Source organism: Gluconacetobacter dulcium (assembly GCF_014174165.1).
GTDB classification, from domain to species: Bacteria; Pseudomonadota; Alphaproteobacteria; order Acetobacterales; family Acetobacteraceae; genus Gluconacetobacter; species Gluconacetobacter dulcium.
The window spans coordinates 1-19,645 of the sequence record NZ_JABEQN010000014.1 but is presented as its reverse complement, the minus strand read 5'-3'; the positions used below and the strand labels follow the sequence as shown (position 1 = coordinate 19,645).

The following is a 19,645-nucleotide window of genomic DNA, read 5'->3' as shown; positions in this document are numbered from 1 at the left end:
GGGCGTTTCCGGGCGGTTACTCTGGAAGCGGCGAAAGCCTTCCAGCGAACAATATCGCACCGGAAACCTGCCCCGTTGATGAACCGCCGGACGGCTCGTCGGTGATCATGAACTGGGCGCTGCTGAACGTCATCTTCTCTCTGATTGCGATATTTCCTTCGCCGCGCAAGACGCCGAGCGATCTCGGCTCTTTCTCGCCGTCGGGCAAAACCCACAGCTCCAGATCGCGACCGCTTCGAGCGTGGATGCGACCGCTATTCTCAACGGTAAGGCTCCCGTCGGCGGCCAGGCTAACGACAAACCCGGCCTGCGCGTCCGTTGGCGCAAGTGCTGCGACGAAGCGCGCCTGCCGGTCTTCCAGACGATCCCGTGAGAGAATTACGCCGGCGAGAACGACTGCCGCAAGGCTCATGCCTGCCGTGGCTGCGCGCCAGAAGGCGATGCTCCGGGCCCACGAAGCAGAGCCTCGTGGCGATCGGACAGGCCGGTCCGCAATTCCGGTCGAGCGGGCAATCCGGTGCCAGAGATCGGCAGGCGGAGGCACGGGCGCCGGCACGGTGAGCAGGGGCGCGAGCCGCTGTTCCCAGGAGGCGATCAACGGCGCCATCGACGGATCGGCCTCGACCCGCATTGCCTCTTCTTCCGGGATTAGCCGCAGGACATATTCGCCTGCCACGATATAGCGGTCGTCGTCCGACCCAGGGATCTGCGGTCGATCGCTCATGACCCAAGGCAACTCCTTAAGGCACCCAGTGCGCGCCGCACCCAGGATTTGATCGTCCCAAGGGGTGTCGCAAGCGTTTGCGCAAGCTCGGCATGCGACTGCCCATCAAGAAATGCGAGAACCACGACCTCCCGATATCGCGGCTCAAGAGTATCCAGGCAAAGCCGCAGCGCCCGCCCCTGTTCCGAACTCTCTAGATTGTCTAAAGGATCGGGGGCCCGATCCACTTCTTCCGGCCGCTCATAACCGCTTTCCTCCCGCCGCGTTCGACGATGAATGTCGATTGCCCGATAGCGAAGCAGGGTCCCAAGCCAGGCGCCGACGCTTCCGCGCTCTGGGTCGAAGCGCGCCGCCCGCTGCCAGATCTCGACGAACGTGTCATGCACCGCGTCGGCCGCTATCTCCGGCTGTCGCAGCAGGCGGAGGGCCAGACCGTAGAGTTGTGGCGACTGCTGGTCGTAGAGAGTTCGAAAAGCGGCGTGATCCCCGACGGCGATCCGCAGCATCAGGTGTTCAAGACTTCCGTCTGGATTGATACTCAAAAATGTCCTCGCTCTCGTCAATTGTCGTGGCATTTCCTAATACAGAATCAGGCAGATCAGGCCGCCGAAAATGATCATGCTCCAGAACAACCGAATCACTAGACGATCAATCATGGTCCGATGCGCGAGAAACATCATGAGTGGATCGGTTTTCTCCGCTCCACAGCTTTCATCGCGTCTCCGGCGTCGGGCAAGACGATCCTGTTCATTAACGTCAACGGCGGCCATCCAGCGCTCGCGGAGCACGAGGATGTCCTCCCGCCGGTAGAGCCTCACGTTTCGCACTTTCAGGGACGGTGCTCCGCAGCCAAGCAGGTTAAGTTTGCGCATCGTCCCCGGTTCGATCCCCAGAACCTTGCATGCTTCGTCACGATCAAGAAGCGTCCTTTCGGAAGCGCGCAGCATGACGAGTTTCGGGGTTTCCTTCTCCTGATGTTTCATGACTCGTCCTTTCGGCTGAATGTTCGCGTAGGCTTCACGGGATGGATGTCCACTTGTGATGACATCGCGAAATGCGAGGGCGAAATTGAGTTACAGGATCCCCTCCTCAGGCGAGAATTTTTGCCGCAAGTGCCGCGCCAGATTGCCAGGCCAGTTCTATGCGCGGCCCCAACAGCCAGTCGCCGCAGGCCCCCAGACGCAGGTCGGGATTCCAGAGGGCACCACATGAAGAAGGTCGCGTCATTGCGTAGCGCCAGCGATGCGCAGCGAGACATTTTCGGTCAGGCAAGGAGACGCCCCATGTCTGATTTGTCAGCCACGCGGCTAATCGTTCCGCAACATCCTCCGCGTCCTTCTCCAGATGCCGAAACGACCAATCTGATCCGGCCTGCACGACCCATGTTTCCGGCGTATCCCGGCCGGGCTTAGAGCTGTTGCGTGCTGCCCAAGCGATCGGTCCAGCAGAGCGAAGAATATCGGTCTCGATGGGCAACCGATCCGAAAACGCGATCATCGCCGTCCAGCAAGGCCGCGAACGCGCAGCCACGGCATGAGCAGCCATTTGCAGATCGTGTGCCCCCAGAAAGGCGGCGGCCTGCTCTGCCGGAAGAGCCAGAATGGCGGCGTCATAGGGACCATGGGCGCATCCATCTTGCAGCATGATCCGCCACTTCCGCCCTTCCGATGCCAGTCCCATAACGTGGCTGGAGAAATGCACCTCCTGCTGCGCGGCCATGTGCGCGACCGGCGCGTTCATACCGGGCGTGCCCACCCAGGCATCGGCTCCGGCGACAGGCCATGGCGCTACCACGCCCCGAATATGCCAATGCGCCACCTGTTCGCGGAACGATGCTCCGCGCGCAGTGAAATATTGGGCCCCATGATCGAAGGCCAGTGTCTCCTCGTTCACGGATATGCACCGCGTCGATATCCGTCCACCTGCACCACGACCTTTGTCGAACAATGTCACCGCGTGGCCAGCCTTGCAGATCGCCTGTGCGCAGGTCAGCCCCGCCATTCCAGCTCCGATAATAACGATGCGCATTGTTGCCTCCGATTTAACAGGCCGTCATGTCGGCTGGAACGGCTCGGGACGACCTCGCTTCTTTGGCGTGGTCGCAGACTTCCTTGCACGAACAAATGGCGGTCATGACATTCATAAGGCGTTGGCCTTCCCGGCATTATGCGAAAGATACCGTTACGGTTGACTAGCTTTCATATCCGGGCATCGGGCGGTTGTCGGCAATATGGCAAAAAGGGTATGTTCGTTTTCTTTTCGGACGCTGGAAATGGTTGGCGCCGGAGCGTGGAGTAGTGGCCGATGGCTATTTCAGACATGATCGCTGACAGTATAGTCGCTGCTGTAATCAGCGATCCGCGGCTGCCCGACAATCCGATCATCGAATGCAACGCCGCGTTCGAGGCTTTGACCGGTTATACCCGTGAGGAGGTCATCGGCCGCAATTGTCGTTTTCTGACCGGGGCCGGGACGGAGCCGCAGTTGATGGAAACCCTCCGTGCAGGCATCCGCGAACGACGGCCGGTGATGGTCGAGATTCTTAATTACAGGAAGGACGGCCATCCTTTTCGCAATGCCGTGATGGTGGCGCCTATATTCGATAGCGAAGGGGAACTCCTTTATTTTCTCGGCTCCCAGATGCAGATTCCGGACGGGCCCGACGAAAGCCGCGCAGCGGCCGCGCGCCTCAAGGTCGAAGGGTTATCGCCCCGGCAACGCACGGTGTTGCTGGCGATGGCAAAGGGCCAGCTCAACAAGCAGATTGCTCATGCGTTGGGGGTGTCCGAGCGTACGGTCAAAATGCATCGTGCCGCCATGTTGCGCGCCTTGGGCGCGCAGACGACCGCCGATGCCGTGCGCCTTGCAATCGAAGCGGGATTCTGACGGATTTTTGCCCCTGAAGTCAGGCTTTGCGTCAGGGGGCGGCAAGCTAATCTTTCGACATGAAACGTATAGTTCTTGTTCTGGGCGACCAGCTGACGCCGGCCCTATCCTCCCTTCGAGCGGCCGACCGGGAAAACGATGTGGTGTTGATGGCGGAGGTCATCGCCGAGGCCACGTATGTCCGCCATCACAAGAAGAAGATCGTGCTGATCCTCGCGGCAATGCGGCATTTCGCAGCGGAATTGCGCATGTCCGGCTGGCGTGTCGATTACGTCACATTAAGCGATCCGGCCAATTCCGGCAGCCTGCGCGGCGAGGTGATGCGCGCATCCGCCCGGCACGGTGCGGCGCAGGTCTTCGCCACAGAGCCTGGCGAATGGCGCCTGATGCAGGAAATGGCACAATGGCCGTCACTCACCCTGCTGCCCGACGATCGCTTTCTGGCCGATCGTCACCGCTTTGCCACCTGGGCTGAAAAACGCACGGGCCTTCGGATGGAGCATTTCTATCGGCTGATGCGCCGCAAGACAGGTCTGTTGATGGAAGGCGACCAGCCTGCCGGGGGAAAATGGAATTTCGATCGCGACAATCGCAACCCGGCGCCGGGCGCTCTGGTTATGCCTGATCCGCTGCGTTTCGAGTCCGACACGATCACACGCGATGTGCTGAAGATGGTGGCGACGTGTTTTCCTGATCATTTCGGCGAACTGAATCCTTTCTGGTTCGCTGTCACCCGCGCCGGGGCCGAGGCTGCTTTCGCCCATTTTTTGCGCCATGGCCTCCGAGATTTCGGCCGCTATCAGGATGCAATGCTAAAGGGGCATCGTTTTCTCTGTCATTCAGTGGTGTCGGCCTATCTCAACCTTGGCCTGCTCAACCCGCTGACGATGTGCCGCGCGGTGGAGGCTGAGTGGCGCGCGGGGCGTGTGCCGCTTAACAGCGCGGAGGGTTTCATCCGTCAGATCATTGGTTGGCGCGAGTTTGTCCGCTGCATCTATTGGTGGCGCGGACCCGAGTATGCGCAGAGCAATGCGCTGGACGCGCATCGGCCTCTGCCGTCTTTTTACTGGAGCGCCGACACGCCCATGAGCTGCGTGGGCGCCTGTGTCTCCCAGACGCGCGAAGAGGCCTACGCCCATCATATCCAGCGGCTGATGATCACCGGCAATTTCGCGCTGCTCGCCGGGATAAACCCGCACGCGCTTCATGAATGGTATCTGGCGGTCTACGCCGACGCGTTCGAGTGGGTCGAACTGCCCAACACCATCGGCATGAGCCAGTTTGCCGACGGCGGTCTTTTGGCCAGTAAACCCTATGCGGCCAGCGGTGCCTATATCCATCGCATGAGCGATTATTGCGAGGCCTGCACCTACGACGTCAAGGCAAAGGAGGGGCCGAAAGCCTGCCCGTTCAATCTGCTTTACTGGCATTTTGTCGCGCGCCATGCCGACCGGCTGCGCGGCAATCCGCGCATGGCACAGATGGTGCGCACATGGGAGGGGTTCGCACCCGAAAAACAGGCCCGGTTAACGCGTGACGCCGAGCGTTTTCTCGCTTCCCTTGGTTGAGCGGCAGCGGGTGGAGCAATAGCGCACGGAACTCCAGTCGCGCGCCCATTTTCTGCGCCAGACGAAGGGCCGCCCGCAGGCCGCGCAGAGTTTGCTCGGCAGATCGGCTTTTCTGCGCATTTTCACCAAGGCAGCCTTTCTCCATTCCACGCAATCAGTCTGCCGCTATCGGCAGTGGTGAGAGTCTCGATCACCCGCAGAAGATTCTCTGCCGACGTGGCGGGCGAAAAGAGCGTTCCCGCTGGCACGGCACCTTGGAATGGCGCTGAAAGCGCGGTGCCCACGGTGCCGGGGTGCAGGGCCACGACGATCGCCTCAGGGTGGGTGCGCCGCATCTCGATAGCGAAATTGACCACCAGCATGTCAAGCGCCGCCTTGCTGGCACGATAGGCATGCCAGCCTCCCAACCGGTTGTCGCCAATGGAGCCGACCCGTGCGGAGAGAACCGCGAAAACCGAGCGTCGATCGCGTGGCAGACGTGGCAGCACATGCTTGGCAATCAGCGCCGGCCCGGTGGTGTTGATGGCGAAGACGCGGGCCATGGACGCGGCATCGAGGCTGCGAAATGTCTTTTCGGGAACAATGTTCCGCACCCGATCATGCAGAATCCCGGTGGTTAACAGGACCAATTCGGGGGTGTGCTCGATTGAGGCCGCGGCGTCGGCAATGCTGTTCTCGTCGGTCAAATCGAAGGTGAACGGCGACACCGTGGCACCAAAGCCGACGCATGGTCGGCGTGATCCCGCATGGATGCGCGCATAGCGCCCAGACGCGGCAAGGCGTTCGACGACAGCATGGCCGATGCCGCCGCCGGCGCCGAACACAGCTGCTACCCTCATCTCAGCCATCGCTGCAGGATCGGCCGCACCCTAAGAAACCGACGGTAACCTGCCTCAAGAACCCACAGGACCGGTTTCAGCCGGGCGAGTTCGCCAAGCGGTCGCAGCGCCGGAATGACGCGCCACATGGCCGCAAAAGCGGCGGCGCCGTCATAAAGCACACTGCCTTGCTGGGCATGGAAACGATCGAGCAGCAATTGCCGGTCGAGAGGGCAGGCCTGCGCCGGGTCGGTGAGATCGACGAAGTGAATACGCTTTGCCCGATCCCATCGGCGCATCAGCGCGATCTCGCGCAGGCAGAGTGGACAGCCGCCATCGTACCATACGGTGAAGGTATCGTCGTCGTGTCGATCATTCATTATCACATCTTGCAATACTTCCCGCCCTGTGACGACCTGACATTTCGGGAACATGTCAGGTCGTCCGGGTTACTGCCTGGCATCCTGACTGGGCATCTGGCGCCTATGCCCTAAATGACGTGTTTCCTCTGTGGCACCCTCAAAGGATGATGATGGAAGACAAGTGTGTTGGAGGCGTGTTGTGTTTGTTCTGGTGATGGGTGCATCGCGAGGCCTCGGGCTCGAAGTCGTCAAGGCGGCGCTTGGCCAAGGTCATAGTGTCAGAGCCTTTGCTCGCGGCGCCTCCGGCATCAAACTGACGCACGATCGGCTTGAGAAATTCCCCGGTGATGCTCTGGCGTCGCAGGACGTGAGGCGAGCGCTCGTCGGCGTCGATGGGGTAATACAGGTTCTGGGGGTTTCCAACCGTGATTTGTTCAGACCGATCGACTTGTTTTCCCAGGCTACGGGGGTCTTGGTGCCTTTGATGATCAGCCAGGGCGTGCGCCGGTTGGTGGCTGTAACCGGCTTTGGTGCAGGCGACAGTGCCGCTGCTATCGGTCCGTTTCAGCGCCTGCCCTTTCGTATGCTGTTTGGTCGCGCTTATGACGACAAGACCCGGCAGGAAAGGCTTATCGTCGCCAGCGGTCTGGACTGGACGATCTGGCGACCGGGCGTGCTGATCAACGGGAGCATCAGCGGCAAAGCTAAAATCTTAATGGCACCGGCACAGTGGCGAAACGGTGTTGTGTCTCGCGGAGATGTCGCAGCTAACGTGGTATCCCATCTTACAGATGTAGCGATGATTGGCCAAAAACCTGTTATTATCCGGTTTTAAATATATTAAATTTCTATATTAAATAAAACTTTTCTCTGTTTTTTATAATATATAACCTAAACATTTTCTTTCCATAAATAAATAATCTTTAATATTATTATAAAAACTGCAAATTAAAATATTATAACGCCTTAATTAAGAAAAGCAACAAAGCTATTTCCGTTTTTTACTTTCATAAAATAGCTGATGCTGAGATAATCTGAGAGTGTGCTTCAGAAATCGACTTGATTGATTTTCCCCAGACCTCTGCGGATGTAAGCGATCACGAACCATGCCTCTAATGATGAGATAGTGGTCTCGACATTGCAGGTTAGAGATTGGCCCACTGTCGTGGGGGTGCTAATCGCAACGACTTTTTTGCAAGCAACAGTAACATAGGGTGTCGGCCCTGGCGATCTGGCCGAAACTACAGCACTATGGAACCGATAGGGCGTCCAGTGTCTGCAAAGCGAGTTGATTGAGGCGGTCGGATTTACAGCGCTCCTCTTCCCACAGCGTCTGGCGATGAACGCGGGCGCTTTGTTTAACACGGATGTCATTGCCGTCGAGCGTCCAGCCCGTGTGGCACATCTGAGCAAAGACATAATCTTGCTCCAGATAGGAAAATCATTACGTCCGCGTTCATACCAGCATCGGGTCACGGCGGGTGCATATGACACTGCTAAAACGACCGAGACCATCGGTGCGTTGGATGGACTCAAGACACACGGATCCTTTTTAGGTGGCACGAGAGGCGGTCGAAGGCACGCCGCGTGCGACGCGATTGCATCTGCAAGGCGGCGTGATGTCTCCGGTAGTCCGGGGGATTGCCGTTCTGCTACGTGAAGCGGACCGGCACGAAACGACGGCAACGGTATAAGATGATGTCCGCTTTTCGCTGTTCGTCATTGAGCCGCTAATGTCCTAGAAGAGGCGAAACCGGTAAGTGCGCTTAGCGCGGGACAAGCAGACAGGCTGCTGACGCCTCATCTCGCTTACAGAAAGAGCTGTCCAAGTTTTCAGGATGAACGAACCCGCTGCGCGGGATTGGTGCGGTGTGCAGGTCTGTCACCACGGCGTGAGCGATCTGTTTTATTTGGAACTGTCCTGATCGGGCCAAGCACTCTGGCTTCTTCCCACCAGAAGGAGCCGGATGATGACAGAGTCCCTGTGCATTGCTGCAATCAGTCCCCTTCGCCAGCGCCTGCTTGATGACATGGCGGTGCGGCGGTTCTCCCGGGAGACGCAGCGTAATTACCTTCGCGATGTCGGCCGTTTCGCCACGTTTCTGGGCCGCTCACCCCACACGGCAACAGGCGAGGATGTGCGCCAGTTCCAGATTGCGCAGAACGCGGCTGGCATGCCGACACCGACCATGAATGCCATCGTGTCGGCGCTGCGGTTTTTCTTCACCCAGACGCTCGACCGCCCTGACCTTGCACGCAAGTTGGTCCGGGTAGCGCAGCCCCGCAACCTGCCCGTCGTGCTGAGCCGTGATGAAGTTGCCCGGTTGCTCAACGCGACCGTATGCCTCAAGCATCAGGCCGCCCTGTCGGTCGCCTATGGGGCAGGCCTGCGGGTGGCCGAGGTCGCCGCTCTCAAGATCAGTGATATCGACAGCGAGCGCATGCTGCTCAGGGTCGAACGGGGCAAAGGAGGACGATATCGCAACGCCATGCTTCCGGCAGACCTTCTGCCCCTGCTGCGGGAGTGGTGGAAGGCCGGACGCCAGCAGGGCGTGATGCATTCCGGTGGCTGGCTTTTTCCCGGGCAGGACACCATGAGGCCCATCAGCACACGGCAACTCCATCGTGTGGTTGTCGATGCCGCGCGGGCTGCTTCGATCACCAGACGTGTGGGGCCTCATACCCTGCGGCATAGCTTTGCCACACATCTGCTTGAGGATGGTGTCGATGTCCGCGTGATCCAGGTTCTGCTGGGTCATTCCCGTCTGGAGACCACGGCCCTTTATACAAAAGTTGCGACACGGACCGTGCGGGCCGTCATCAGTCCGCTCGACAGGCTGGGCATGCTGGCGACAACGCAGGCGAGGCCCGACGGCTGATCCCCCGGGGGGGCGGTCATGTCTGCCTCCCTCGAACTGGGGGACATCTTCCGGGCTGCCGGCCCTGCCTGGCGGTCAGCCCATGCCGGCCGTCTCCCCCTGCAGCAGCTCAAGGTCATGTCGGCGATCGAACACTGTCGCACCGCGGCCCTTGGTGGTCATGTCGCGGCCTGCGGGGACTGTGGACACTGGCGGATCGCCTATAACAGCTGCCGCAACCGTCATTGTCCGCGCTGTCAGGGGAACGCCGCGCGGACATGGCTGGCCGAACGGGAGGCCGATCTGCTGCCGGTCGGATATTTCCATGTCGTCTTCACCATGCCGGCGCGGATCGCCGACATCGCGCTCCAGAACAAGGCCGTTCTCTACGCCCTGCTGTTCCAGGCGGCCTCGGAGACGATGATGACGATCGCCGCCGATCCCCGGCATCTGGGTGCCCGCATCGGCATCACCGCCGTGCTGCACAGCTGGGGTTCGGCGCTGACCCATCATCCCCATGTGCACATGATCGTGCCGGGTGGCGGTCTCTCGCCCGATGGCCAGCGCTGGATCTCGTCACGCCCTGCCTTCCTGCTGCCCGTTCGCGTGCTGGGCAAACTGTTCCGCCGCCTGTTCCTGACCCGGCTGCGCGCACTTTTCGATACCGACCGGCTGGCCTTTCGGGGGCAGCTTGCCCCTCTGGCAGACCGCCGTGCCTTTATGCGGTATCTGGCCCCTGTGCGCAGCACGCGCTGGGTCGTCTACGCCAAACCGCCTTTTGCCGGTCCTAAAGCAGTGCTGGCCTACCTGTCGCGCTATACCCACCGTGTCGCCATCTCGAACCGCCGCCTCCTGGCGTTCAACGAAAACGGCGTGACGTTCCGCTACAAGGACTACCGGCGGGACACGGCCCACCAGCAGCAGGTCATGACACTCGCCACGGATGAGTTCATCCGCCGCTTCATGCTGCATGTCCTGCCACGGGGATTTCATCGCATCCGCCATTATGGCCTGCTGGCCAGTTCCAGTCGCAAGGCCAGCCTCGCCCGGGTGCGGGAACTGCTCAAGGTCATATCCACACCAGCGCCAGAAGTCCCGGAGGCCGAACCGGCCACGCCACCGCCGTGCCCATGCTGTGGTGGTTCGATGGTCGTCATCCAGATCCTTCCCCGATGGTGCCAGCCCCGAGGACCACCACGGGCGACTGATCCGGCCGGGGGATCACCATGACAGCCCGCAGAGATTACAGCATGACCGATCCCGATATCGGAGTGGCATCGCTCCGACAAACCGTATCTCCTGTACGCATCACTGGAAAACCCGGGAAAATCGCTGCCTACACTGCCAGTTCTGTCATTGCGTCATGCAGATCCGGTCACAAAAACCCGTTCCAGTTCCACAAACGCACCTGTATGCTCTGGCTCAGCCTCTCCCCCGGGACGGCGCCAATTGCAAATTCCCCATAACTGAGTCCCGGTGTCGCGGGTTCGGTCTTCCCAGACTTTCGTACGCCTCGCGGCGCCCGAAACCCTTCAGGAAAGCGGATGGTCCGCAACACTTCTCGTTATTCGCCGATGGTCGAGAGGGATTGCCAGATTATGCGATGTGCAACGCAGCCAGGGCGAGCAGCGACAGGATTACCGCGGCCGTCATCCGACCAACAGTCGCGCACCGAGTGCCGTGAAAAGCGCAACGGGCATAGCCACAGCACCAACCTTGAGAAATTGTAGAAACCCGACCTCTTCGCCTTCTCGACGGATCACCTGCAACCAGAGAATTGTGGCTAGAGATCCCGTCACGGAAAGGTTTGGGCCAAGATCCACGCCAATCAACAGGTTATCAATCACCAGTCGCGGGACATGAGTCTGCGCCACTGTCTCACTGGCAATTAATCCGGCAGGCAGGTTGTTCATGATGTTGGAGATAAAAGCCAGAAGAGCGCCAGCCCCCCAGGCAGCAGTGACAGGATCGCTTTTGGCGGCTTGCTGAAGCAGGCGGCCAAGCACTCCGACCGCTCCCGTACTTTCGACGGCAGCTACCAGAACAAACAGGCCACCGACCAGCGGGAGAACGCCCCATGAAATATCCCGTATGAGCGCAAGCGGCGATCGTCGTGCCAGCGCTGAGACGCCCAATGCTGTCCCAATACCGGCGAGCGCTGTTGGCAAGCCGAGAGACAGATCAAAAGCGGACACTGTGACAAGCAGAAGCGCAGTTAGCACGATGCCGACAAAAGCCGCCTTGCCGCCCAGTGTTAACGGAATGGTTTCAACCTGGGAGGCGCAGTCCTGACGCAGGTGTGACCGTTCCATGAGGCGCAAAACCAGATAGGTCGTCATGATCGCCAAGATCGACGGGAGCGCGAATGACCTCATCCATGATCCCAGCGCAGGGAGTGCGCCGTCATACAGAACCAGGTTCGCCGGATTGGAGACAGGCAGGACAAAGCTTGCCGCATTGGCGACGAGTGCGCAGGCAAACAACAGCGGAAGGGGATCAGCTTTTGCCTTTTTTGCTGCCGCGAACACGGCTGGTGTCAGCACAACAGCCGTCGCATCGTTGGACATGAACGTCGTCACCACGACACCGGCCAGATAAACCAGGCTGAACAGCTTTGCCGTTGAACCAGCGGCATGATTGACGGCCCAGGTCGCAATCCAGTCGAACAGTCCGTTTGCGCGCGCCGTTTCACTGAGCAGCATCATGCCGATAAGAAACAGATAAACATCGCCGCCTTTCACGAGACCGGCCCCCGCCATGGTGAGGGGGATCAGCCCTGTCACCATGAGGACCGTGGCTCCGATGACGGCCCACATCCATTCCGGGATCCGAAACGGTCGAAGAATAACACCGGCCGTCGCCAGAACAGCGATCGTCCAGATCGCCTCCTGGTGAGAGGTCATGCCGACACCTGATCGGCAGATCGCAGTATCGATGCCGAACCTATCCAGAGCCCCAGTGACACGATTGCAAAGCAGCCCAGAGTATAGAACGCCACGGTGTATCCCAGATCTTCCGCAAGCCATCCTCCCAGAGCCGGGGAGAGGCTTGCTCCAATGCCCTGCGCCGTCATAACAATGCCCTGTCCGATATTGATCCGTCCGGTTCCGTTCAGCAGTCTGGCCACCAGACCTGGCACGGCGACACTCTGAAGCCCCGCACCGATCCCATCGAGGATCTGCACCGGCCACACACCCCAATGCTGGATGAAGCTTCCCGCGATCAAACCACGCAGCGATAGGGCGGCAAACGATATCAGCAGGACGATCCAGTAACCACGGTCCCTGACGAAACGTATGGCCAGCAGGCTCACGACGATCATCACAGCCTGTGCGACCATCACGGTCATCGCCGTAAACATGGCTGGATTACCCTTGCCTGCACTAACGACCGCCATGCCGTACAGCGGGAGCATCGCGGCGTTTCCGAGATGGAAGAAACACAGACAACTCGCCAGAATGAGAAGAGGCTTGTGTCGCAGAAAGGATCGCAACCCCTCCGCCGTCCCCTCATCGTGAACGGGTTTATCGTCCAGTCCGCGTGCAGCTTTATGATCTATGGATTTTTCCGGGATCAGGAGGACCGCAGAAATGGCGAACAGACCGAAGGCGACTTCAAGAAAGAAAATTGCTGAGAGGCCAAACTGCCATCCCAGCCAGCCGGACAGTCCGGCCCCGGCCATATTGCCGGCGTGGTTCCAGGCCTGGTTACGGCCGATCTGTGTGTTGAAGCCTTTCTGGCGCACGATCCCGAGCGTTATAGCCGCCATCAGAGGGCCCATCCCGGCTCCGGCCAAAGCAGTTGCAAGTTGACTGACCGTCACAACGGGCACCGCTTGCGAGCTTAGAAGAAGAAGTGAAGCAGAAATCGTGCAGAGCGCTGCCACAATGACGAGCAACCGCTTTTTCGTCGTGTGATCAATCAGCGCGCCCGCGGGAATGGTGGCGAGCATTCCGGCAATGCCTCCCACGGTCATGACGGTTCCGATCGGCCCCGTCTGCCAGCCGTGACGCTGAAGAAAAACGCCGAGAAAGGGCCCTATCCCGGCCTGGACGTCCGCCATGAAGAAATTGAGAGCGCATAAGGCGAGCAAGGCCCGATTAAACCCTGGAATAGCGGGGGGTTCATGAGTAACGGCTACGGCGGTATGAGGCGAGGTCATCACGGTCTCTTCGTTCAGCAGCAAGCCTTAACTGCGTTCGAAAGAATAAGTTACAAAATTATTTTTCCTCTGCTTTTTGTTGAGTTTATTGGAATATTCATTGCCATTTGCCCCGTATAATAAAGTATTTTTAACACAAAAAGGATCAATCTATAAAAATATTTATCCGTTATTTAATATAATCGACAGGCATGCTAATATTTCCTTCATCCCGCATCCTAAATCAGAAAGGTCGTTCAGGTTGCTGAGCCTCTCGTGCCCAGCATTAACATGGGGCTCTCCGATATGCTTCTTCGGGGCGAACCGGCGTTAATGTCGTCACTTCGATAAAATAACCCCCTTTCGCTCGAAAATAGAAGCACCACGCCCCATGCGCGTTGCGTGGAGCCTGCACCTCCCAGCCATCGGCGCTTAGGCGCTCATAAAGAGCATCAACGTCCTTGCGAGACTTCTGGATGAAACCAATGTGCAGGATGTCGAATTGCCTGGGATAATCGAAGCCTTCGAGCTTGTTGTCGAAATGATTGACGATCAGCACCAGCCCATCATTGTCCTCCATGATGGCCATCTTGATCCCACGTACAACGAGAGTGCGCAGGCCGAAATACTGTTCGAACATCACGCGATCAGCCTCAGTATCTTGGCTGTAGAGATTGATATGGTTCAGCTTCATGACTGTGTCTTTCCGTCGGTGAGACGGACACGAGCCGGTCGCAATCTGGACAGCGACGACCGACCACGGACGAGGCCTATCCTCGTCGTGTCCGGCCATGGCCAAGAGCGGGTTTATTCGCTCAAGCGTGACTGTCTCCGGAGAGACCACAGGTTATCACCCTACCTGTATCGCTGTCTTTTTAGGCAAACACGACTTTGCTGATGCCAGCATCAGCGGTCAAGCGACATCTTCAGCTATGTCCGCTTACGAGACGTCCATTGGAAAACAAAAAATGACCGATATGAGAGGCGATAACCGACATTACAATGAAGGACGCGGGACGGAGATCGTCCCCGCGTGGCAGAGCCAGACTGGCAACTCGCACCGACCTGGTTCATTGTTTCCGTGATGAATCCGTTTCGTTCGCCCGACAACGACCTCCCCCTGTCGCATGCCCTCATCCTGAAGGCAGCGCTGCTGACGATCGGCTATATTGAGGAAAACGGCCCGATCGGCCTCACGCCCAGCAAAGCGCTCAAGCGCTATTTTGTCGCGTGGGCCGCCGAGGCATTTGACTGGCCCCACTATAGGGTCGAAGACCTCTACGCCGTCAACAAAGTCCTCAATGAACACGATTTCCCGCCACTGGTGATCCTGCACGAGGTCCTGCTCAGCGTGAAGCTCGCACGGCATTTCAAGGGCACCCTGCGGCTGACCGACCTGGCGAGAAAGCTCCAATCGGAGCCAGCCCGGCTCTGGATGCTGTTGACGACCCATCTCCTCTTTGTCGTTGTCCACAGCCCTTACACCCGGAGCGATGAACCACTGTTCGGCAACTGGGATATCTTTCTCAACGTCATCAATATCGAGGCCCAGGTTGCCGTCACCGAAGAGCGGTTATGTTCGGTTCTCTACGGGGGCGAGGAAGAGGATATCCGTCGCCGGGATTTCAAGCTGACCGCCAGTCTTTACGTCCATGTCCTGAGTCCGCTGTGCTGGGCAGGACTGCTCAACGAGCACCGAACAGGCACCGGCTTCAGCAGACGGGATTTCTATACCAAAACGCCCTTATGGGCGGCAGCCCTCAAACTCGAGACGGATCGACACCTGCTCCCGACGACCCGTCACTGACTCCAACCGGCCGCTAACGCGGGTGCGTCCGAAGACAGTCTCGTCCAATACAAAAGGCGGCTCCCGAAGACCGGAAGCCGCCCATGATACTCAACAATAGATCTCACTCGGCTGCGACCGCATCAGGACTGTCGGTCATGCGCGCCGCCCCTTCTTCCGTTTCAATTAGCTCCGGCGCATTCGCCGTCCGCAGAGCCTCGGGCAGCCAGCCGCTGCCCTCAAGCAGCCTTTCGGCCGCCTGTGCCATGTCGCCCTTCTTCATATGGGCGATGCGGTCGGCGGCCTCGTTACCCCGCGCCTCGCGCACGGCTTCGAGGATGCGCGCCTTGGTGACGCGGCCGAGATAGTTCTCCACAGTCGCCTGCCAGCCCGCTTCGGCCAGGTCGAGCGTGAGCGCAGTGGCGAGACGGTCGGCGCGGGCCAGCCGCTCCCTGATGCTACGCGCCAGAGACGGACCATGGGACGATTCATGCAGCGCGTTGATCCCGAAAGACAGGCAATGCGCCAGCAGCGCGATGCGACTGGCATCGTCCAGTCCGTCGAGCCACTGCCAGAGTGCGTCCTCGTCCTCCGGCAGATCGTGCTGCCAGCCCTCGTTGCGCTGGCGTAGCGCGTGGGCCGGCAGGCTGCCGGGCATGTCGGGGGAATGGACCCGCAGCGGGATCTCCCGGACATAGGCTTCCAGGCAGTCCACGCCCGAGACCTGCCAGTAGAGGTCGCGGACCAACGTGTGCAGCAGTTCCGTCAATGCAATATGCGGATTGGCAGCAAACGCATCGCGCAGAGCCAGCGTGCGCCAGGCCGTCAGTTCCGTCAGCAGGCGGTCGGACAACGGCTTCAGCCCGTCGTCGTCCTCGGGCTCATTGTCGGAGGCGCCTTCCCTCCCTTCGCCGTCGTCACCCGCGCTGTAATAGACGACCGCGTCATCATCACCTTCGGATGCATCGTGGTGGTCCTCGGGGTCCGCCAGCACGTCTTCCGGACGGACGAAGCCCCGCTCGACCAGCAGTGTGCCGTCGGTGTCCAGGCTGACGAAGACCCCTGCACGCGCTGTGTCCGCCGGATCGAAGGACACAAGGCGTTCTTCCAGCGCCTCAATGGCCTGTTCGATTTCCCCCAGCCGGGTATCGATGTCTTCGGGGAATTCATCGGCCTGCGCGTATTCCGCTTCGATGGTTTCCTGTTCGCTGTGCAGCGCAGTCAGCCGGGCGGCTTCTTCCTCCGAAATCGCAACAGGCGTGCCTTCGATCTCCGCGAAATCCCGTGTGTGGCCCCAGGGGAAGGATAGCGCCACCTCGACCCATTTCCAGCCCTCGGCACGGATATCCTCTGCGACTGACGCCAGTTTTTCCATGACCAACCGGTCGAGCAAGGTCGGATCCTGCAGCCAGCCGCCATCGTCGGCTTCGAACAGGTCACGCATGACGGGACCGCCGGCAGCAAGATAGGCATCCAGCCCGACGAAGCGCACGCGCCGATCCGATGCGCGCACGGTTTTTTCCGTCAGCATGCGGCGGATCAGATAGGACTCGCGATTGTGGCTCTGGGCAATAATCTCCCAGACCTGTTCCTGACGGGCATGATCGTCGCTGATCGAAAAGGCCATGAGCTGGTCGAGCTTCATGCCATCCTGCTCATAGACATCGAGCAGCTTGTCCGAAACGGTCATCAGGCGCAGGCGCTGCTTCACCACGGCCGGCACGACGAAGAACGCGGCGGCGATTTCTTCCTCGGACATGCCCTTCTCCAGCATGTCGCGAAAGGCACGAAACTGGTCCAGCGGATGCAGCGCGACCCGCTGGACGTTCTCGGCCAGGGAATCATCCTCGGCGAGAATGGCCGAGCCGGCTTCGCGCACGACACAGGGCACCGGGGCCGTCTTCGCCAGCTTCTTCTGCTTCACCAGCAGTTCGAGCGCGCGGAAGCGCCGGCCGCCGGCCGGCACTTCGTAAGACCCGGTTTCTGCCCCCTCGCCGTTCAGGACGGGACGGACGTTCAGGCTCTGCAGCAACCCGCGACGTTCGATATCGCAGGCCAGTTCCTCAATCGACAGGCCGGCCTTCACACGCCGCACGTTGGACTGCGACAGCACCAGCTTGTTGAAAGGAATATCACGGGACGCATTGAGGGCGATTTTCTGGATGGCGCTCGCCATGGCGGAACACTCCGTGACGGACGGGCGGAAGCCTCTCTCCCACCCCTGAATCCGTCACCGAAAACCCCACGTCCCTCTTCCTCTCTCCCGGCCCCACCAGACGCCGGATCGCATCCACGGAACCGCGCAGAGACGGTTCTACAGAACACAGGTCCGTGCCAACCAACCCGCGAGTCGATACAAGCTGCGATACATTGCGACTATTATAGTCGCGTCCTCACCAATTTGTGACAGTGCCGACGGCGATAGCCGCGCGTGTTCGCGACTATCCCCAAGCCCTCTTCGGACGGCCCATCTCTTTGTTTGCGTGTATTTTTCTGTTCACACACGTCCCGTCCGACATCCAGAGTGCCGTCAGAGCCAACCAAAGGTCCATGCAGAAAGGACGGGAAGATGGCACGCCAACGCGATACGATAGCGGACAGGCTGCGGCTCGTTCTCGACGCCCCGGACGCCAACGTGACCCCATTGCGCAGTGGAGCCGATCCACGGCTGGTCAGTCTGGTCCGGCTTCTAGCCCGTCAGGCCGCACGGGATTTCGTCAACGCCGAAGTGGAGGCCGCGAGGCGACGCGATCTCCAGGATTAGGGAGATGGGATTGTGAAAGTCGCGCTCTACGCCCGCTATTCATCCGAAAACCAGCGTGATGCCTCAATCGAGGATCAGTTACGCCTCTGCCGGCTTCACGCGGAGAAACAGGGCTGGACGATCGTCGACAGCTACACCGACCGGGCGATTTCGGGTGCTTCCCTGCTCCGCCCAGGTATTCAGGAACTGATCCAGGACGCCACGCGCGGCCGCTTCACGATCGTACTGGCCGAAGCCATGGACCGGCTGTCGCGCGACCAGGAAGATATCGCCGGGCTGTTCAAGCGGATGACCTTCTCCGGCGTGCGGATCATCACCCTCTCTGAGGGCGATGTCACACACCTGCATATCGGGCTCAAGGGCACGATGAACGCCCTGTTCCTCAAGGATCTGGCCGAGAAGGTGCGCCGTGGACTGCGCGGACGCGTCGAGGACGGCAAGTCCGGCGGTGGCAATTCCTACGGCTACGATGTCGTGCGCCAGTTCGATGCGAAGGGTGAGCGCATTCGCGGCGACCGGACCATCAATGAGGACGAAGCCCGTACGGTCAGGCGGATCTTCACCGATTACACGCGCGGCAAGTCCTCGCGCACGATCGCCATGGAACTGAACCGGGACGGCGTTCCGGGTCCGCAGGGACGCGAATGGGGACCGTCCACCATTCACGGCAATCGGGAGCGCGGGACCGGCATCCTCAACAACGAGATGTATGTGGGCAAGCTGGTGTGGAACCGGCTCCGCTACCTCAAGGATCCCGATACCGGCAAGCGCGTCTCACGCCTCAATCCTGAATCCGAATGGGTGATCCAGGAGGTGCCGGAATTTCGGATCGTCGAGCAGGATCTGTGGGACGCCGTGAAGGCGCGCCAGGTCGAGACAACCTTCAACCAGCCGGAAAGGGGAAACGAAGCGCTCAGTGAGCGGCGGCGTCCCCGCCATCTCTTTGCCGGTCTGATCCGCTGCGGCTGCTGTGGCGGCGGCTACAGCATGATCTCGAAAGATCTGCTCGGCTGCTCGACGGCGCGCAACAAGGGCACCTGCGACAACCGCCTGAACATCCGTCGCGACGCGCTGGAAGCATCGGTCCTGAGCGGACTGCGGACGCACCTGATGGAACCTGACCTGTTCAAGGAGTTCTGCAACGAGTTCACCCGCGAGGTGAACCGACTGCGTATGGAACTGGGCGCCGACCTCGTGGCGATGCGAAATGAGCTGCCTCGTATTGATCGCGAACTGGACAAGGCAATCCAAGCCATCCTCGACGGCGTTCCGGGCGCGAAGCTCAAGGATAAGATCGGCGCGCTCGAGGCTCGCAAAATCGAACTTACAGAGCGTCTGGCCAACACGGAGGAGCCACCTCCCCTTCTCCATCCGAACATGGCGGAGATCTACCAGCAGCGGATCGCGTCTCTCTATGAAAGCCTTCAGGCCGAGGAGACGAAGACCGAGGCGGCCGAGCGCCTGCGTACGCTCGTCTCACAGATCACGCTCCAGCCCGCCGATGGCGAACTGGCGATCATCCTGCGCGGCGACCTGGCGGCGATCCTGCAGTTTGCGGCGCACAAGAAAAACGCCACGGTCCATCCGGACAGTGGCGTTCTTGATGCGTTCGTATCGCAAGTATCGTTGGTTGCGGGGATAGGATTTGAACCTATGACCTTCAGGTTATGAGCCTGACGAGCTACCGGGCTGCTCCACCCCGCGGGGGTGAGGGAGGACTGGAAGACCTGGCGGCGAC

Annotated in this window: 19 protein-coding genes and 1 tRNA gene; 8 read left to right on the top strand and 12 right to left on the bottom strand. The window is 59.9% G+C overall.

Annotated elements, in window-relative coordinates; genetic code table 11:
* Positions 1 to 16: 16 nt before the first annotated feature.
* From HLH25_RS11855 to HLH25_RS11840, 4 genes are all read right to left on the bottom strand, one after another.
* Positions 17 to 724, bottom strand: a complete 708-nt coding sequence (locus HLH25_RS11855; RefSeq protein WP_182974262.1) for an anti-sigma factor — start codon at positions 722 to 724, stop codon at positions 17 to 19.
* Positions 721 to 1,266 (bottom strand): RNA polymerase sigma factor, encoded by a 546-nt coding sequence (locus tag HLH25_RS11850; RefSeq protein ID WP_246402121.1) that lies wholly within the window; start codon positions 1,264 to 1,266, stop codon positions 721 to 723. Before HLH25_RS11850 ends, HLH25_RS11855 begins: the two co-directional genes overlap by 4 nt.
* A gap of 36 nt (positions 1,267 to 1,302) precedes the next feature.
* Positions 1,303 to 1,707 (bottom strand): hypothetical protein, encoded by a 405-nt coding sequence (locus tag HLH25_RS11845; protein WP_182974260.1) that lies wholly within the window; start codon positions 1,705 to 1,707, stop codon positions 1,303 to 1,305.
* Positions 1,708 to 1,813: 106 nt separating this feature from the next.
* On the bottom strand, positions 1,814 to 2,752 hold the full coding sequence (locus tag HLH25_RS11840) for an NAD(P)/FAD-dependent oxidoreductase (protein ID WP_182974259.1): 939 nt from the start codon (positions 2,750 to 2,752) through the stop codon (positions 1,814 to 1,816).
* 276 nt (positions 2,753 to 3,028) lie between these two features.
* Here HLH25_RS11840 and HLH25_RS11835 point away from each other — a divergent pair, with 276 nt between their 5' ends.
* The gene (locus HLH25_RS11835; protein ID WP_182974258.1) at positions 3,029 to 3,610 is read left to right on the top strand and encodes a PAS domain-containing protein; all 582 of its coding nucleotides are present in this window, start codon (positions 3,029 to 3,031) and stop codon (positions 3,608 to 3,610) included.
* Positions 3,611 to 3,669: 59 nt separating this feature from the next.
* The gene (locus HLH25_RS11830) at positions 3,670 to 5,178 is read left to right on the top strand and encodes a cryptochrome/photolyase family protein (protein WP_182974257.1); all 1,509 of its coding nucleotides are present in this window, start codon (positions 3,670 to 3,672) and stop codon (positions 5,176 to 5,178) included.
* Here the strand turns inward: HLH25_RS11830 and HLH25_RS11825 are convergent.
* From HLH25_RS11825 to HLH25_RS11815, 3 genes are read right to left on the bottom strand one after another with little or no spacing between them, the layout of a single operon-like run.
* Positions 5,137 to 5,298, bottom strand: a complete 162-nt coding sequence (locus tag HLH25_RS11825) for a DUF2256 domain-containing protein (RefSeq protein ID WP_218026293.1) — start codon at positions 5,296 to 5,298, stop codon at positions 5,137 to 5,139. The two genes, HLH25_RS11830 and HLH25_RS11825, sit on opposite strands and share 42 nt — an antisense overlap.
* Before the next feature lie 2 nt (positions 5,299 to 5,300).
* Positions 5,301 to 6,002: an SDR family NAD(P)-dependent oxidoreductase gene (locus tag HLH25_RS11820; RefSeq protein ID WP_310889097.1), complete on the bottom strand. Its 702-nt coding sequence runs from the start codon at positions 6,000 to 6,002 to the stop codon at positions 5,301 to 5,303.
* 11 nt (positions 6,003 to 6,013) lie between these two features.
* Positions 6,014 to 6,430 (bottom strand): thiol-disulfide oxidoreductase DCC family protein, encoded by a 417-nt coding sequence (locus tag HLH25_RS11815; RefSeq protein WP_246402118.1) that lies wholly within the window; start codon positions 6,428 to 6,430, stop codon positions 6,014 to 6,016.
* Positions 6,431 to 6,557: 127 nt separating this feature from the next.
* Here HLH25_RS11815 and HLH25_RS11810 point away from each other — a divergent pair, with 127 nt between their 5' ends.
* The 3 genes from HLH25_RS11810 (at position 6,558) to HLH25_RS11800 (ending at position 10,446) form a co-directional block, all read left to right on the top strand.
* Positions 6,558 to 7,193, top strand: coding sequence for an NAD(P)-dependent oxidoreductase (locus HLH25_RS11810; RefSeq protein ID WP_182974255.1), 636 nt, complete (start codon positions 6,558 to 6,560; stop codon positions 7,191 to 7,193).
* Positions 7,194 to 8,325: 1,132 nt separating this feature from the next.
* Complete coding sequence (locus tag HLH25_RS11805; RefSeq protein WP_182974254.1) at positions 8,326 to 9,237, top strand: tyrosine-type recombinase/integrase; 912 nt, start codon at positions 8,326 to 8,328, stop codon at positions 9,235 to 9,237.
* 18 nt (positions 9,238 to 9,255) lie between these two features.
* A complete protein-coding gene (locus tag HLH25_RS11800; RefSeq protein ID WP_182974253.1) occupies positions 9,256 to 10,446 on the top strand; it encodes an IS91 family transposase in 1,191 nt (396 codons plus the stop codon).
* A 419-nt stretch (positions 10,447 to 10,865) separates the two neighbouring features.
* Here HLH25_RS11800 and HLH25_RS11795 read toward each other — a convergent pair whose 3' ends face one another.
* From HLH25_RS11795 to HLH25_RS11785, 3 genes are all read right to left on the bottom strand, one after another.
* Complete coding sequence (locus HLH25_RS11795; RefSeq protein WP_182974252.1) at positions 10,866 to 12,119, bottom strand: arsenic transporter; 1,254 nt, start codon at positions 12,117 to 12,119, stop codon at positions 10,866 to 10,868.
* Positions 12,116 to 13,402 (bottom strand): MFS transporter, encoded by a 1,287-nt coding sequence (locus HLH25_RS11790; RefSeq protein WP_182974251.1) that lies wholly within the window; start codon positions 13,400 to 13,402, stop codon positions 12,116 to 12,118. Before HLH25_RS11790 ends, HLH25_RS11795 begins: the two co-directional genes overlap by 4 nt.
* Positions 13,403 to 13,643: 241 nt before the next feature.
* On the bottom strand, positions 13,644 to 14,051 hold the full coding sequence (locus tag HLH25_RS11785) for a VOC family protein (protein ID WP_012553554.1): 408 nt from the start codon (positions 14,049 to 14,051) through the stop codon (positions 13,644 to 13,646).
* A 390-nt stretch (positions 14,052 to 14,441) separates the two neighbouring features.
* On the opposite strand from HLH25_RS11785, the gene HLH25_RS11780 reads away from it, so the two are divergent.
* The gene (locus HLH25_RS11780; protein WP_182974358.1) at positions 14,442 to 15,164 is read left to right on the top strand and encodes a hypothetical protein; all 723 of its coding nucleotides are present in this window, start codon (positions 14,442 to 14,444) and stop codon (positions 15,162 to 15,164) included.
* Between the two features lie 103 nt (positions 15,165 to 15,267).
* Here HLH25_RS11780 and HLH25_RS11775 read toward each other — a convergent pair whose 3' ends face one another.
* Positions 15,268 to 17,319 carry a ParB/RepB/Spo0J family partition protein gene (locus HLH25_RS11775; protein WP_182974250.1) on the bottom strand — a complete coding sequence of 684 codons (2,052 nt, stop codon included), beginning with the start codon at positions 17,317 to 17,319 and terminating at the stop codon, positions 15,268 to 15,270.
* A gap of 393 nt (positions 17,320 to 17,712) precedes the next feature.
* Here HLH25_RS11775 and HLH25_RS11770 point away from each other — a divergent pair, with 393 nt between their 5' ends.
* Both HLH25_RS11770 and HLH25_RS11765 read left to right on the top strand, forming a co-directional pair.
* Positions 17,713 to 17,907: a hypothetical protein gene (locus tag HLH25_RS11770; protein WP_182974249.1), complete on the top strand. Its 195-nt coding sequence runs from the start codon at positions 17,713 to 17,715 to the stop codon at positions 17,905 to 17,907.
* A 12-nt stretch (positions 17,908 to 17,919) separates the two neighbouring features.
* Entirely contained in the window at positions 17,920 to 19,578 is a 1,659-nt protein-coding gene (locus HLH25_RS11765; RefSeq protein WP_182974357.1) for a recombinase family protein, read from the top strand.
* Here the strand turns inward: HLH25_RS11765 and HLH25_RS11760 are convergent.
* Positions 19,535 to 19,611: transfer RNA gene (locus HLH25_RS11760), tRNA-Met, on the bottom strand. The genes HLH25_RS11765 and HLH25_RS11760 overlap by 44 nt on opposite strands.
* Positions 19,612 to 19,645: the final 34 nt, after the last annotated feature.